The following is a 14130-nucleotide window of genomic DNA, read 5'->3' as shown; positions in this document are numbered from 1 at the left end:
GGCGGCTCCCGCCGCTCAGCCGATCAGCCACTGCTCCTCGGCGACCGCGCCCACCTCGGTGCAGGCGTCGGTCAGCACGTCCAGGACGCGCAGCGGGTCCGGCAGCGGCTGCTCGGGCCCGCGCAGCCAGCGCACCCGGGAGCCGTCCGGCAGCGCGGCGGGCGGGAGCAGGGTGTACGAGCCGCGGCAGTGCCAGCGCAGGCCGGGGTGCTCGGACATGGTGTCCGGGGTGGAGTCGAGCGCGCTCGGCCACCACTCGTCCTCGTCCTGCGGGGTGCCGCGGGTGGCGGTGAAGAACAGGTAGCGGTCCTCGCCGACGGCGGCGACGGGGCCTTCGACGCCCGCCGCGGTCAGCCGCTCCAGGGCCAGCCGTCCGGCTTCCGCCGGGACGTCCAGCACGTCGTGGACCCGGCCGGTGGCGGTGATGAAGTTGGCCCGTGGGTCGCGGGCGAGCCAGCGGGAGAGCTGCTCAGTGTCGGTGGTGGCCTGGGTCTGCCAGGCGAAGGAGACCGGGTGCTGGGCCGGGGCCGGACAGGCCACCCGGTCGCAGGAACAGCGGTAGCCGGTCGGGTGGGCGGCGGGCGCGAGCGGGAATCCGGCGCGCACCGCGTCCAGCAGTTGGTCCAGGCCGGCTGCCGGGCCGTCCGGGTCCCCCGCCCGAGCCCGCTGACGATCACGCTTCTGCCACCAGGTCGTCCACCTGCCGCCGGCTTCCATCGGGCCCCTTCCGCGCAACTGCCGTGCCTGGTGCGACACAGCGTTCGACGTTCCACTCCGACGCAACGCACGAAGCGCCCCACTGCTTCCCGGGGTGCTCGGCCCTGCCGTCCGCGCCCTGTCGGCCGCGGCCCGGGGTCACCGGACGGCCGACGCCCGGGTCACGGTACGCAGTCACGGCAGCACGCTGTCCGCGCCGGATCGGCCGGAGGGCGCGCGGATCCGCGCCTCGCCCGGCCCGTACGGGCCCGCTGACCCGGGTGAACCCCGAGGGCGTACAGGAAAGGATAGGGGTGCGCGGGGCCTCCGGATGACCGGGGGCGGTGCCTCTCCGGTCACACTCCCGCGCGCACCCCGGGCACACTCCCGGCACCGGGCCCTCACGAGGCCTCCCGCTTCCCTTCCCACCGGGGTGTTCCCGGCCACCCGGCGGGGAGACCGCCCACCCGCGCGGAGGTGAGACCCTGGAGGGATGAAGAGCGCGGACACCGAATTCGTCGGCGGCCCCCTGGACGGGACGGTCCTGCCGGTCCCCCTGGGGCCGATGCTCGGCGTGCCCAAGAAGTACAAGGTCCCGGTCCCCGCGCACGGCGACGCCGCCGCGCGCACACTGGTGTACGTCCGGGCCAAGCAGGTACGGGGCCTGAGCTGGTTCTGGCGCTACGAGTACGACGAGGCGGCCTCCGCGAAGGCCTCCGGCTGACACGGCTTCCGGCCGGCGGGCCGCCCGCTCCCCCATCGCCCTCCCGGGAGGTCGGCATGGCCAGGACGGTACGGCACCCGCGCAGCGGCTCCCGGGCGATCGCCCACCACAACCGGCAGGTCGCCGGGGTCACCGGGGTGCTGCTGCTCGCGGTGAGCCTCTACACGGTGACGATCGGCCCGAACGGCTGGCTCTGGTTCGGCTGGGCGGTGCTGCTGCTGGTCAGTGCGGCCCTGTTCGTGGTCCACCCGTGAGCAGCGGCACCGCCCGTCACGCCGGTGCGTCTCCCCCCGCGCCGGTCAGTCATCCTCGGCGAGGACGAGGTAGAGCTTCTTGCGGGCCTCGGTCAGCACGGTCAGGCCCTTGGCGCGCTGCGCCTCGCTGCCGGTCCGCATGACCTGCTGGACCGCCTGGTCGAGCGCGGCGAGCGCCTGACCGACCTCCTGGACGGCCTCCCAGTCGACCTCCCGGCCGGCATCCGCCCACGGCTCCGCCGGTCCGGCGTCGGCCTCGGCGCGGCCCGCCTCGGTCAGCGAGACCAGCCGCTTGCCGCCGACCTCCTCCGCGGTGATCAGGCCCTCCTCCTCCAGCAGCTGGAGGTTGGGGTAGATCGAACCCGGACTGGGGCGCCAGGCCCCGCCGGTCCGCTCGGTGATCTCGGCGATCATCTCGTAGCCGTGCATCGGCCGTTCCTTGAGCAGGGCCAGCAGCGAGGCGCGGACGTCACCGCGCCGCGCACGGCCGCCGCGCCGCCCGTGCGGGCCTCCGCGCCGGCCGCCGTGCGCACCGAAGCCGTGCCCGAACGGGCCGCCCATCGGCCGCCCGGGGCCTCCGCCGCCGAACGGCGGGCCGAAGCCGCCGAACGCCTGCCGACCTTCGAAGCCCTCTCCGGGCATCCCCCGGAACTCCGGCCCCGGCCAGCGGCCGTCGCCCGGGCCCTCTCCACGAAATCGCATTCCTGAGCGCATGGCGCCCACCTCCTGGTTCTCCGATCCAGTCGAGTCACTGTCTCGATAGTTCGACGATATATCGGTGACTGTCGCTCGTCAACGGTTCTCCGATATATCGCCGATGGCCCGGGTCGGCGAACCTTGACCGGTCGCCGTCGAAGATGCACGGAGAGCGGTTTGTGTCACTGAAGGTTGACCGCGCAGGTCAGCGGCTGGTTCGCCGGTAACCGGCGGGTGTCGGACGTGTCTGCACGGTGCCCCGAGCCGTCCGGAGTGACCATTGCCTCACGAATGCCCCTGAGTCGCCGTGCGAGGACGACGCGACTGCCGAGCAGAGGAGTGGCCCGTGACCGAACAGGTGCTGGCGAGCTGGAAAGAGGGCCCGGCCAGGAAGGCGATCCTGGACTTCGTCCACAAGGCGACGACGCCGGGTGAGGCGTTCGTCGAGCCGGCCGACCGGATCGCCACGTTCGACAACGACGGCACGCTCTGGGTGGAGCAGCCGATGCCCCCGCAGTTCGACTTCGTGTTCCGCGCCTGGGAGGAGGAGGTGAAGGCCGACCCCTCGCTCGCGGAACGACAGCCGTACAAGGCGCTCGTGGAGCGGGACCAGCAGTTCTTCGAGGGCTTGGCGACGCAGGAGCCCCAGGCGGTGGCGAGCCTGTTGGAGGCGTTCGCCCAGTCGTGGGCGGGCACGACGCCCGAGGAGTTCGACGCGCGGGTCCGGGAGTGGACCACGACGGTGCGGGACCCGCGGTTCGGCGTCCCGTACACGAAGCTGGTCTACCGGCCGATGCTGGAACTGTTCGACCTCCTGCGCGCGAACGGGTTCCGGGTGTTCGTATGCTCGGGCGGCGGCCGCGACTTCATGCGCGTGTTCTCCGAGGAGACCTGGGGGATCCCGAAGGAGAACGTCATCGGCTCAGCGGCCGCCTACACCTACACCGACGGCAGGATCGTCCGCTCCCGCGAGCTCCTGGGCGGCCTGGACCTGGGGCCGGGCAAGCCCGAGCACATCTTCGCCCACACCGGCCGACTGCCCGCCTTCGCGGGCGGCAACGCCGACGTCGACATCGAGATGCTCCGGAGCGCCGCGTTCGCGCTGCTCGTCCGCCACGACGACGACCAGCGAGAGTACGCCTACGCCAAGGGCGCCGAGGCCTCGCTCGCCACCGCCGGGCAACTCGGCTGGACCATCGTGAGCATGAAGAACGACTGGACGACCCTGTTCTGACCAGGAGGACCCGTTGAACGACCTGACCGCCGTCGACGTGCTCGTCAACCCGGACTCGACGACCCTGAGGCACGCCCAGGCCTGGAACGCCCGGATGCGCGAGAGCGTCCCGGACGGCTTCGCCCTGGACGCCTCCCACCAACCGCACATCACCACCCTCCAGCGCTACATCCGGACCACCGACCTGGACGACGCGTACGAGGCCGTCCACCGGACCCTGGCCGCGACCGACACCGGCACCCTGTCCTACCGGGCCGTCGCCATCAGGCACGCCGACTGGGGCGTGCCCGGGCAGGGCCTCGCGGCCATCCTCCTTCGACCCGGACCGCAGGTCCTCGACTTCCAGGCCGCGCTGCTCGCTGCGATCACCCCGTTCACCGAGTCCGGCGGCACGGCCGCCGCCTTCGTCACCGACCCCGGCGAGGGCATCAGCCAGAGCACCCTCGACTGGGTCGACGGCTACGTCCCAGCGCAGATCGGGCCCGACCGGTACCAATCCCACATCACCGTCGGCTTCGCCACCCTCGACGACCTCACGACCATCGAGGCCGAGCCGTTCGACGCCTTCACCGTGCGCCCCGCCGCCGTCGCCGTCTACCAGCTCGGAAACAGCGGAGCCGCCCGCAAGCTCCTCCGGGCCTGGCCCACCCCGAACTGACCGGCCCACCGCGGGTGTCACCCGGTCCACAGGGGGCAGGCCCCCACGGAGGGAGACGACCCAGGATTCCAAGCGCTGGCCTGCGCGGTCGATCTGGACCTCGAAGTCCGCCGCCTCGAACAGGTCGATCGACTCGACTGCCTTGTGGCGACCGCCCCACCGGTTCCCCGGCGGACCGCCCGGCCGCGCCCGACACGGCCGCCAGGCCCGGACGCGGCCACCGCCCAGCCGCTACGGTGGCGGGCATGGCCGGAGAACGAGATCTTGCGACGCTGCTGCGCGGGATGCGCCCGCTGCTCAACCCGGGGCGGTACGTCTACTGCACCCTCCCCGCGAAGGTGCCCGCCGGCATGCGGCCGGTGGTGACCGTCGCCGAGCCCGAGGGGGTGACGGTGGTGGTCGCCCAGGAGGAGGCCGACGCACTCGGGCTGCGCTACGAGTACGTGGCGGCCTGGATCACCCTGCAGATCCACTCGGCCCTGGAGGCTGTCGGCCTGACCGCGGCCGTGGCCGCGCGGCTCGCCGAGGACGGGATCAGCTGCAACGTGGTGGCCGGCTTCCACCACGACCACCTGTTCGTCGCCGCCGACGACGCCGAACGCGCCGTCCGCGCCCTGGAGGACCTCTCCGAACGCCAGGGCCCGTCCCCGGACTGAGCCGGGGTCCGCCCGACAGTCCCGCCGGGTGGCCGCCGCCGACCGGGCCTTCGACACTGGGAGGAGCCGCCCCGCCGAGGGCGGCCCCACCGGAAGGAGACGGCCGCCATGGCCATCTGCGTCACCTGCGGCAACGACTACTGGCTGGCCTTCGAGATCAAGACGGTCACCGGCGACACCTACACCTTCGACAGCTTCGAGTGCGCGATGGAGAAGCTCGCGCCGCGCTGCGAACAGTGCACCGTCCGGATCGTGGGCCACGGCGTCGAAGTGGCCGGGATGTTCTTCTGCTGCGCCAACTGCGCCCGCGTCAACGGCGGCCTCGGCGAGCAGATCCGCGACGCCGTCGGCGCGCATCCCGCGTAGTCGCGGGGCGTCCCGCCCGGGGGGGGCGGGGAGGGGGCGGAAGAGTCGGCCTGTACGCCGGGTTCTGTCTCCCGGGTTGCTTGCGCGGCCCGGGGAGGCGGCCATCCATCTAGGGCTGCCGTTGCCGACAGCCTCGTGCGGTCCACCCGCGGACTCGGGCGAGCAGCCTTCAATCGTCCGCGCACGGCGCCCGAGGGCACCGATCTTGACCTTGCTCCAGGTGGGGTTTACCTAGCCGGCCGGGTCACCCCGGTCGCTGGTGGTCTCTTACACCACCGTTTCACCCTTACCCACCGCACGAAGCGGAGGGCGGTCTGTTTTCTGTGGCACTGTCCCGCGGGTCACCCCGGGTGGGCGTTACCCACCACCCTGCTCTGTGGAGCCCGGACGTTCCTCGGCGGGTCTGGTGACCCGTCGCGACCGCCCGGCCGGCTCTTCCGCCGTAGTGGTCATCGTAGCCGCTCGGGCGGCGCCTCCCGTACACCGGACCGGTCGGCGGGCGGTTCGCCGCCGAGGCGGGCGGCCACCCGGGCCGCCGTCGCGCCCGCCCAGGCGGTGGTGGTGACCAGGCCCAGTACGAGGATCGCGATGCCCAGACCGACCAGGATCCACCAACCGGCGTGACTGGCCTGTGCGAAGCCGGTCGCGACCGGGCCGACCAGGGCCGAGGCGACGACCGTGCCGATCACCGCGACGCCCAGCGACTGGCCGACCTGACGGCTCGTCGAGGCGACCGCGGCCGCCACGCCCGCCTGGGCGCGCGGCATGCCGGAGACGGCGGCGTTGGTGATCGGCGCGTTGACCATGCCGAAGCCGAAACCGAACAGCGCGTACGCCGCCAGCAGCAGCGACGGCGGGGAGTCGGCGGACAGCCGGGTGAGCAGCAGGCCGCTCGCGGCGAGGCCGAGCCCGGCCACGACCAGCGGCAGGCGCGGGCCCCGGCTGCCGACGATCCGTCCGGACAGCGGCGCGCAGACCAGCATCATCCCGGCCATCGGCAGTGTCCAGAGGCCGGCCTCGACCGGTCCGTAGTGCCGGACGTCCTGCAGGTAGAGGGTGTTGAGGAAGAGGAAGCCGCCGAGCGCGGCGAAGGCGCAGACCGCGGTGACGGTCGCCCCGGTGAACGGCGCGCTGGCGAAGAACCGCGGGTCCACCAGCGGCTCGGCCACCCGGCGCTCCCACAGCGGGAAGGCGACCAGCGCGGCCAGGGCGGCCCCGGCGAGGGCGAGGATCAGCGGGGAGGTCCAGCCGTTGCCCGGGCCCTCGATGATCGCGGCGGTGCCGCAGCCGAGCAGCACGATCATCAGCAGCTGCCCCACCGGGTCCGGTCGGCGCGGCCGCGGCGAGCGGGACTCCGGGACGTAGCGGGCCGTCAGCGCGATGGCGGCCAGCGCGACCGGGACGTTGATCAGGAAGATCGACGGCCAGCCCGCGCCGTCCACCAGGAAGCCGCCGAGCAGCGGGCCGAGCGCCATCGAGATGCCCACCACGCCACCCCAGACGCCGATCGCCCGGGCCCGCTCCTTCGGATCGGTGAAGGTGTTGGTGATGATCGACATCGCCACCGGGTTGAGCATCGAACCGCCCACCGCCTGCAGCGCCCGGAACGCCACCAGCCACTGCAGGTTCGGCGCCAGACTGCACAGCAGCGAGCCGAGCGCGAAGCACACCAGCCCGGTCTGGAACACCCGACGGCGGCCGAAGCGGTCGGCCACCGAGCCGAACAGCATGAGCAGCGAGGCCAGCACCAGGGTGTAGGCGTCGATGATCCACTGCAGCCCGGACGCCGGGGCGTGCAGGTCACGCTGGATCGCGGGCAGGGCGATGTTCACCACGGTGTTGTCGAGGCCGACGATGAACAGGCTCAGACAGCAGATCGCCAGGACGAGAAACCGGCGGCGCCGCCCGGGTGCGGGCGCGGGCGCCACGGCGGGGGACTGGGCATCGAGCACGGACCGATCCTCCCACTGCGGACCGGCCATGGGAGGCGGGACGGACCCGTACGGGTGGCGGGACGCGCCGTGTGCCCGCCACCCGTGGCCCGCTACACCGCCGCGAAGCGGATCGTACGGGTGACCGGGTCGGCCTTCGTCAGCCGGACGTCGATCACCCGTCCGAGCGGCAGCCGGCCGGCGGCGGCGGCCGACGCGTCGCAGCGGGCCCTGACGGCGGGGTCGCGCAGCTGCACGGTCCCGGCGGCGGGCCGCTTCTCGTCCACGTCGATGACCACCGCGGGGAAGTCCTCGCCCTCCCGGCCCGCCAGCAGCTCCGCCTCCACCAGGTCCACGCAGGCCCGTTCGACCTCGCCCGCCCGGCGGTCCCCGCCCGCCATCAGCGCCGGCACGTCCGGCAGCGCCTCCCTCGCCCAGTCCGGCACGTCCTCCCCTGCCGCCACCGCCGCACACACCTCCTGTGCGAAGCGGTCGCCGAGGCGGCGCAGCGGCGCGGTGCAGTGCGCGTACGGCGCGGCGAGCGCGGCGTGGTCCGGCGCGGCGGGTGCGGGCAGGCCCCGGGACTCGTCGAAGGCGTGGTAGCCGGCGCCGCGCAGCAGGCTCGTGCAGGCGTTCAGGAAGGCGGCGTTCAGCGGCACGTCCGGGTCCAGGGAGCGGATCAGCTCCGGGTACGGGAGCGCCTGCGGCCACGGCACGTCCAGTGCGGCGGCGATCCGGCGCAGCCGCTCGTACGCGTCGGCGGGCGCGGCGGGCAGGGTGCGCAGCAGGCCGACGCCCGCGTCCAGCATCAGCTCGGCCGCGGCCATGCCGGTGAGCAGCGAGATCTGGGCGTTCCAGCCGTCGGCGGGGCCGGGCGCGCGGTAGCCGAGGACGTAGCCGTGCAGGGTCTCCTCGACCTCCTGCTCGGGCACCGGCAGGTTGATCCCGCCGCGGGCGCGCTCCTGCTCCTCGCGCAGCCGGCCGACGGTGGCGAGCAGGGCGAGCTGTTCGTCGGCACCGCCCAGGTCCACCGCGCGCTCGACGGCGGCGTAGTCGAGGCGGCGGTGCGAGCGGACCAGGGCGCGGCGCAGGTCGGCGAGGACGACGGCGCCGTCGGCGTCCAGGTCCAGCTGCCAGAGCAGGGCGGGCCGGGGCTCGCCGGGCAGCAGGCTGGCGGCGTCCTCGGAGATCCGGGTGGGGTGCAGCGGCACGCGGTGGTCCGGGAAGTAGAGGGTCTCGACCCGCCGGCGGGCCTCGGTGTCGATCGCGCCGCCCGGGCGGACGAAGGCGGCGACGTCGGCGATCGCGTAGTACACCCGGTAGCCGCCGCCCGCGCGGTGGGTGAGGTGCATGGCCTGGTCGAGGTCGCGCGAGCCGGGCGGGTCGACGGTGAACAGCGGCAGGTCGGTGGCGTCGTGCTCGGGCATCCGGGGTCGCTCGGCCGCTTCCTCGGCCTCGGCCAGCACCTCCTCCGGCCACTCGGTGTGGACCTCCAGGCGGGTGCGGAGTTCGGTCAGCTCGGTGTTGATCCGGGCGGAGTCGGCGGCCTTGACGCGCAGTTTTCGGCGAGGCATGGAGGCAGCGTAGGGCGAATCGGGTGATTCCGGACGGAGGCTCAGCGTCCCAGCAGGGACTTCAGGTCCTTCGCGGCGAGCGCGAGCGCGTCGTCGTACCCGCCGGTGGCCAGCCGCAGCATGAACGCCACGGCGTCGTCCGGACGCGGGTCGGTGTACGGCTCCCCGTTGTAGTCCAGGAACAGCAGCATCGCCTCGAACGCGGTCCGCTTGTTCCGGTCGACCAGGGGGTGGTTGCGGGCCAGGCTCTGCCCGAGGGCGGCCGCCTTGGACCAGAGGTCCGGGTAGGCGTCGCCGCCGAACAGGCTCGCCTGCGGACGGGCGATCGCCGAGAGCAGGCCACCGAGGTCGCGGATGTTCTCCGGGCCGCCGGCGAGGTAGGTGACGTCCTCCAGGTCCAGGTACTCGGTGGACTCCGTCACAGGTCCTTCAGCCTCTCCAGCGTCTCCGCGTTGGCGGCGCGGATCCGGGCCACCATGGCCGCCCGGCGCTCGGCCCGGCCCGGCCCGGCCCGGTCGGTGAGCGCCTCCGGCACCTCGGACTGCCGGACCTCGAAGGCCAGCTCCGCGGTGTCCGACCCGCCCGGTGCGCCGGTCACCCGCACCCGTCCGGCCATCACCGCCTGCGCCGTCGCCCGCAGCGCGAACTCCAGCGCCTGCCGCGTCTCCTCCGGCAGGCCCGCGGGCAGCCGCACGGACAGCGACTCCTCCACGGCGTCGCCGTCGTCGGGCACCAGGTCCAGGGGTCGCAGGGTCATCTCGATCACTCTCCTCGCTGCTCACGGTAGTGGCGGGCGCGGGATGTTCCCACCCGATTGTCGCCACGGCTCCGTCCCACCCGGTCGCGCGGGACCGGGTGGGACGGAGCCGTGGCGCCGGGGGCGGTGTAAGGGTTCGTAGGGTGGGGGTCGGAGACGGTCTGCGCGAAGGGGGTTCGGGTGATGAGCGGTGCGGTGAGGACGACCGGGGTCGTGGTGTCGGGCGCGCTGGCGGTGACGGGGGTGCTGCACGCGGTGTGGGCGGTGACGCCGTGGCCGCTGCGGACGCCGGAGGAGTTCGTGGACACCGTGGTGGGCGCGGGTGAGGGGCCGCCGCCGGCGGCGGCCTGTCTCGCGGTGGCGGGGCTGCTGGGGACGGCCGCGTACCTGGTGGGGGCGGAGGCCGGGGTGCTGCCCGGGGCGGGGTCGCGACGGGTGCGACGGGCCGGGGTGCGGACGGTGGCCGGGGTGCTGCTGGCGCGCGGGATCGGCGGGCCGGCGCTGTTCGGCAGCGTGATCGAGCGCTCGGAGCGGTTCCGGCGGCTGGACCGCCGGTACTACTCGCCCCTCTGCGTGGCGTTGGGGGCCGGAGCGGCCGCAGTAGGGTGGCGGGGTTCGTCCGCCACAAAGTGTTGAGGAGTCCGCTGTGCTGGTGCTGTTGCCGCCCTCGGAGGGCAAGGCCGGGTCCGGGGACGGCGGGCCGGTGGCGCTGGACCGGCTGTCGCTGCCCGGGCTGACGGCGGCGCGAGGGGCGGTGCTGGACGCGCTGGTCGGCCTCTGCCGAGGAGACGAGGACACCGCCGCCGAGGTGCTCGGCCTCTCCCCCGGGCTGCGCGGCGAGATCGCCAAGAACGCGGGCCTGCCGACCGCCGGGGCCCGTCCGGCGGGCGAGGTCTACACCGGCGTGCTGTTCGACAACCTCGGCCTGGCCACCCTGGACCCGGCCGCCCGCGACCGAGCCGAGCGCTCGCTGCTGGTCTTCTCCGGTCTCTGGGGCGCGGTGCGGATCTCCGACCGGATCCCCTCCTACCGCTGCTCGATGGGCGTGAAGCTCCCCGGCCCTGGAGCGCTCGGGGCGTACTGGCGGAGCGCGATGGCCGACGTGCTCCCGGAGGTGGCGGACGGGCTGGTGCTGGACCTGCGCAGCTCCGCGTACGCGGCGGCGTGGAAGCCGGCCGGTGAGGTGGTATCCCGGACCGCGACCGTCCGGGTGCTGCAGGAGCGCGACGGCAGGCGCACCGTGGTCAGCCACTTCAACAAGGCGACCAAGGGCCGCCTGGTCCGGGACCTGCTGGTCGCCGGGGCTGAGCCGAAGACGCCCGGCGAGCTGATGGACGCGCTGTCGGCGCTGGGCCACCGGGTGGAGCAGGCGGCGGAGGGCACGGCCCGCAAGCCGTGGCAGCTGGACGTGGTCGTCACCGAGGTGCACTGACCCCGCGCCGACCGGCGCCCGCCCCGGTCCCGGCTCCCGCGCCCCGGCGTGGGGAGCGGGAGCCGGGAGGGGGTCAGCGCAGGTGCGAGGTGTCGTTGAGCAGCCGCAGCGAGGCGTTGCCGTCCGCGTAGTACTGGACGGCGCAGATCGAGGCGGCGCTCAGCTCCATCCGGTACATCGAGTCCGGCGGGGCGCCGAGGGCGAGCCGGACCAGCGTCTTGATCGGGCTGACGTGCGAGACCACCAGCACGGTCTTCCCCGCGTACCGGGCGATGATCTTGTCCCGGGCGACACCGGCCCGGTGGGTGAGGGTGGTGAAGCTCTCGGTGCTGCCGGTCGGCTTGGCCTTGGCGGAGCCGAGCCAGGCCGCCAGGTCGGCCGGGTGGCGTTCCTGCACCTCGGCGAAGGTCAGCCCCTCCCAGTCGCCGAAGTCGACCTCGCGCAGCCCGTCCTCGTACCGGACCTCCAGGCCGAGCCGGGCGGCGACGGTCTCGGCGGTCTGCCGGGTGCGGCGCATCGGGGAGGCGACCACCGCCTGGACGCTGCCGCGCGCGGCGAGCGCCTCGGCGGCCCGCTCGGCCTGCCAGCGGCCCTTGTCGGAGAGCTCCGGGTCGCTGCCGCCGCTGCCGGAGAAGCGCTTCTCCGGGGTGAGCGGGGTCTCGCCGTGGCGCAGCAGGACGAAGGTGGTCGGCGTGCCGAGGTCGGCGGGGGCGGCCCAGCCGGCCTTGGGGGCGGCGGTCTCCAGCGGCGGCTTGTCGACGGCCGGCGCCTTCGGCCCGGGCTCCCACTGCCGTCCGGCCTTGCCCGCGTCCATCGCCTCGTTGGCCAGCCGGTCGGCGTCCTTGTTCCGCTCGCGCGGGATCCAGGTGTAGGTGACCCGGCCGCGCGCGAACACGGTGCGGGCCTCGGCGGCGAGCGGCTGCATGTCGGGGTGCTTGATCTTCCAGCGCCCGGACATCTGCTCGACGACCAGCTTGGAGTCCATCCGGACGTCCACCGAGGCGTCCGGGTCGAGCTCGCGGGCCGCCCTGAGCCCGGCGATCAGGCCCTTGTACTCGGCCACGTTGTTGGTGGCGTGGCCGATGAACTCGGCGGCCTCGGCGACGATCTGCCCGGTGTCCCCGTCACGGACCACCGCGCCGTAGCCGGCCGGACCCGGGTTGCCCCGGGACCCGCCGTCCGCCTCGACGATGAAGCGCGCCGCCACCGACTCAGACGCCCGAGTCGGCGGTGCGGACCAGGATCCGCGAGCAGTTCTCGCAGCGGACGACCTTGTCGGCCGGCTCGGCCTTGATGGCGTTCACCTCGGTGATCGAGAACTCGGTGCGGCAGCCCTCGCAGCGGCGCTGGTAGAGGCGGGCCGCGCCGACGCCGCCCTGCGTCTCGCGCAGCTTGGTGTAGACCTTCAGCAGGTCGGCCGGGATGACCGCGGCGACCGTCTCGCGGTCCCGCTTGACCTTGTCGGCCTCGGTGTCGATCTCGGCGAAGGCGGCGTCGCGGCGGCCCTCGGCCTCGGTGAGGACGACGGTGGAGTGCTCCAGGCGGGCGGACAGCTCCTCGACCCGGCTCTGGGCGCTCTCCTGGCGCTCCATGATCTCCAGCACGACCTCTTCGAGGTCGCCCTGGCGCTTGGAGAGCGAGCCGATCTCGTGCTGGAGGTTCTCCAGGTCCTTCGGCGAGGTGATCGCGCCGGAGTCCAGCCGCTGCTGGTTGCGGGCGGCCCGGCTGCGGACCTGCTCGACGTCCTGCTCGGCCTTGGTCAGCTCGCGGGCGGTGTCGCCCTTCTGCGCCTCGGCGGCGACGACGAGGTCCTTGAGGGCGGTGTGGTCGGCGGAGGCCTTGTCGATCTCGGCGTGCTCGGGCAGCGTCCGGCGCCGGTGGGCCAGCTGGTCGAGCTTCGAGTCGATGGCCTGGAGGTCGAGCAGGCGGATCTGGTCGGCGGGCGCGGCGTTCAAGCGGAGAGCTCCTGTGAATCGGGTCAGGCGGTGAAGGACATGGGGGCGTGCGCGGTCCACGGGTCGGTGACCCGGTGGGAGACCTTGGTCTCCACGGTCCAGCCGCGCTTGTCCGCAGCGGACTGCAGGGCGCGCTCGGCCAGGCCGAGCCAGGGCCACTCGGTGGCCCAGTGGGCGGCGTCGACCAGCGCGACCGGCGCCGCCTCGGCGGCCTCGGAGGCCGGGTGGTGGCGCAGGTCGGCGGTCACGTAGGCGTCCACGCCGGCCGCCCGGACGTCGGCGAAGAAGCCGTCGCCCGAGCCGCCGCACACCGCGACCCGGCTGATCAGCCGGTTCGGGTCGCCCGCGACGCGGACGCCGGCGGCGGTGGCGGGCAGGCCCTCGGCGACCCGCGCGGCGAACGCCGACAGGGGCAGCGGGGGCTCCAGCAGGCCGATCCGGCCGCTGCCGCGACGACCCAGCGGGTCGGTCGGGTCCGGCACCAGCGGACCGGTCACCCGCAGGCCCACCGCCTCGGCGAGCGCGTCCGAGACACCGGGGTCGGCGTGGTCGGCGTTGGTGTGGGCGACGTGCAGGGCGATGCCGTTGGTGATCAGCGTGTGCACCACCCGGCCCTTGAAGGTGGTGGCGGCGACGCTGGTGGTGCCGCGCAGGTAGAGGGGGTGGTGGGTGACCACCAGGTCGGCGCCCCACTCCACGGCCTCGTCGACGACCGCCTGGACGGGGTCGACGGCGAACAGCACGCGGCGGACCTCGGCCTGAGGGTCCCCGCAGACCAGGCCGACGGCGTCCCAGGACTCCGCCCACTCCGGCGGGTAGACCTCTTCGAGCGCGGTGATGACGTCGGACAGTTTCGGCACCTGTCGAGACTACCGTGCGCGCGGGGGCGATCGGGCCTCGGCCGTTCGGGGGCCGGGGCTGCCGCGGGGCGGTCACGGGGGTGCCGCGGGGGTCCGGCGGGGGTGGACGTCGGGTCGGCGCGGGGTCCGGCTCCGGATCGACGCGGGGGTCGACGCGGGGGTCGACGCCGGATCGGCGCGGGGGTTCGAACGGCTCACGGCGGGCGCGCGGACCGGGTTCGGACGGGGGTGCCGTGGGCGCACGGATGCGCGTCAACCTGCAGCGAGGGGCGCTCGGACGACCCCGCGCGGGCCGTGCGCGCCGGTGCGCCGGGCGCCCGTTGCGCACACCGGCGCT

At 74.2% G+C, this 14130-nt stretch carries 17 protein-coding genes and 1 other RNA gene; 8 read left to right on the top strand and 10 right to left on the bottom strand.

Going from position 1 to position 14130, the window contains the following annotated elements; translation table 11 throughout:
* Positions 1 to 15 precede the first annotated feature (15 nt).
* Complete coding sequence (locus AB0D10_RS02010) at positions 16 to 717, bottom strand: bifunctional DNA primase/polymerase (RefSeq protein ID WP_360249619.1); 702 nt, start codon at positions 715 to 717, stop codon at positions 16 to 18.
* Positions 718 to 1189: 472 nt separating this feature from the next.
* Here AB0D10_RS02010 and AB0D10_RS02005 point away from each other — a divergent pair, with 472 nt between their 5' ends.
* Together AB0D10_RS02005 and AB0D10_RS02000 are read left to right on the top strand one after the other, a co-directional pair.
* On the top strand, positions 1190 to 1420 hold the full coding sequence (locus AB0D10_RS02005) for a hypothetical protein (RefSeq protein ID WP_360249616.1): 231 nt from the start codon (positions 1190 to 1192) through the stop codon (positions 1418 to 1420).
* A gap of 56 nt (positions 1421 to 1476) precedes the next feature.
* Complete coding sequence (locus tag AB0D10_RS02000; RefSeq protein ID WP_360249613.1) at positions 1477 to 1674, top strand: hypothetical protein; 198 nt, start codon at positions 1477 to 1479, stop codon at positions 1672 to 1674.
* 45 nt (positions 1675 to 1719) lie between these two features.
* On the opposite strand, the gene AB0D10_RS01995 is transcribed toward AB0D10_RS02000, so the two are convergent.
* Positions 1720 to 2316, bottom strand: coding sequence for a PadR family transcriptional regulator (locus AB0D10_RS01995; protein ID WP_360249738.1), 597 nt, complete (start codon positions 2314 to 2316; stop codon positions 1720 to 1722).
* Positions 2317 to 2716: 400 nt separating this feature from the next.
* On the opposite strand from AB0D10_RS01995, the gene AB0D10_RS01990 reads away from it, so the two are divergent.
* The 4 genes from AB0D10_RS01990 (at position 2717) to AB0D10_RS01975 (ending at position 5284) form a co-directional block, all read left to right on the top strand.
* Positions 2717 to 3604: an HAD family hydrolase gene (locus tag AB0D10_RS01990; protein ID WP_360249610.1), complete on the top strand. Its 888-nt coding sequence runs from the start codon at positions 2717 to 2719 to the stop codon at positions 3602 to 3604.
* A gap of 13 nt (positions 3605 to 3617) precedes the next feature.
* Positions 3618 to 4262: a hypothetical protein gene (locus AB0D10_RS01985; RefSeq protein ID WP_360249607.1), complete on the top strand. Its 645-nt coding sequence runs from the start codon at positions 3618 to 3620 to the stop codon at positions 4260 to 4262.
* Between the two features lie 245 nt (positions 4263 to 4507).
* Complete coding sequence (locus AB0D10_RS01980; RefSeq protein WP_360249604.1) at positions 4508 to 4918, top strand: ACT domain-containing protein; 411 nt, start codon at positions 4508 to 4510, stop codon at positions 4916 to 4918.
* Between the two features lie 108 nt (positions 4919 to 5026).
* Positions 5027 to 5284, top strand: coding sequence for a Prokaryotic metallothionein (locus AB0D10_RS01975; protein WP_188306583.1), 258 nt, complete (start codon positions 5027 to 5029; stop codon positions 5282 to 5284).
* A gap of 37 nt (positions 5285 to 5321) precedes the next feature.
* On the opposite strand, the gene rnpB is transcribed toward AB0D10_RS01975, so the two are convergent.
* The 5 genes from rnpB to AB0D10_RS01950 form a co-directional block, all read right to left on the bottom strand.
* An RNA gene (gene rnpB / locus AB0D10_RS01970) (RNase P RNA component class A) lies at positions 5322 to 5720 on the bottom strand.
* Positions 5721 to 5733: 13 nt separating this feature from the next.
* Complete coding sequence (locus tag AB0D10_RS01965) at positions 5734 to 7236, bottom strand: MFS transporter (protein WP_360249601.1); 1503 nt, start codon at positions 7234 to 7236, stop codon at positions 5734 to 5736.
* A 92-nt stretch (positions 7237 to 7328) separates the two neighbouring features.
* A complete protein-coding gene (locus AB0D10_RS01960; protein WP_360249598.1) occupies positions 7329 to 8789 on the bottom strand; it encodes an RNB domain-containing ribonuclease in 1461 nt (486 codons plus the stop codon).
* 41 nt (positions 8790 to 8830) lie between these two features.
* Complete coding sequence (locus AB0D10_RS01955) at positions 8831 to 9211, bottom strand: type II toxin-antitoxin system death-on-curing family toxin (protein ID WP_360249595.1); 381 nt, start codon at positions 9209 to 9211, stop codon at positions 8831 to 8833.
* Positions 9208 to 9546, bottom strand: a complete 339-nt coding sequence (locus tag AB0D10_RS01950; RefSeq protein ID WP_360249592.1) for a hypothetical protein — start codon at positions 9544 to 9546, stop codon at positions 9208 to 9210. The genes AB0D10_RS01955 and AB0D10_RS01950 overlap by 4 nt, the downstream gene beginning before the upstream one ends.
* Before the next feature lie 183 nt (positions 9547 to 9729).
* On the opposite strand from AB0D10_RS01950, the gene AB0D10_RS01945 reads away from it, so the two are divergent.
* Together AB0D10_RS01945 and yaaA are read left to right on the top strand one after the other, a co-directional pair.
* Positions 9730 to 10182, top strand: coding sequence for a DUF3995 domain-containing protein (locus AB0D10_RS01945; protein WP_360249589.1), 453 nt, complete (start codon positions 9730 to 9732; stop codon positions 10180 to 10182).
* A gap of 10 nt (positions 10183 to 10192) precedes the next feature.
* The gene (gene yaaA / locus AB0D10_RS01940; protein WP_360249586.1) at positions 10193 to 10978 is read left to right on the top strand and encodes a peroxide stress protein YaaA; all 786 of its coding nucleotides are present in this window, start codon (positions 10193 to 10195) and stop codon (positions 10976 to 10978) included.
* A 73-nt stretch (positions 10979 to 11051) separates the two neighbouring features.
* Here yaaA and AB0D10_RS01935 read toward each other — a convergent pair whose 3' ends face one another.
* Genes AB0D10_RS01935 through AB0D10_RS01925 form a run of 3 tightly spaced genes read right to left on the bottom strand, consistent with a single transcriptional unit; the run spans position 11052 to position 13793 of the window.
* Entirely contained in the window at positions 11052 to 12185 is a 1134-nt protein-coding gene (locus tag AB0D10_RS01935) for a bifunctional RNase H/acid phosphatase (RefSeq protein WP_360249583.1), read from the bottom strand.
* Between the two features lie 4 nt (positions 12186 to 12189).
* Positions 12190 to 12933: a C4-type zinc ribbon domain-containing protein gene (locus AB0D10_RS01930; protein ID WP_360249581.1), complete on the bottom strand. Its 744-nt coding sequence runs from the start codon at positions 12931 to 12933 to the stop codon at positions 12190 to 12192.
* Between the two features lie 23 nt (positions 12934 to 12956).
* Positions 12957 to 13793 carry a Nif3-like dinuclear metal center hexameric protein gene (locus tag AB0D10_RS01925; protein WP_360249578.1) on the bottom strand — a complete coding sequence of 279 codons (837 nt, stop codon included), beginning with the start codon at positions 13791 to 13793 and terminating at the stop codon, positions 12957 to 12959.
* Positions 13794 to 14130 lie beyond the last annotated feature (337 nt).

The organism is Kitasatospora sp. NPDC048545 (assembly GCF_040651155.1).
GTDB lineage: Bacteria > Actinomycetota > Actinomycetes > Streptomycetales > Streptomycetaceae > Kitasatospora.
This window is presented reverse-complemented; position numbering and strand designations above follow the sequence as displayed.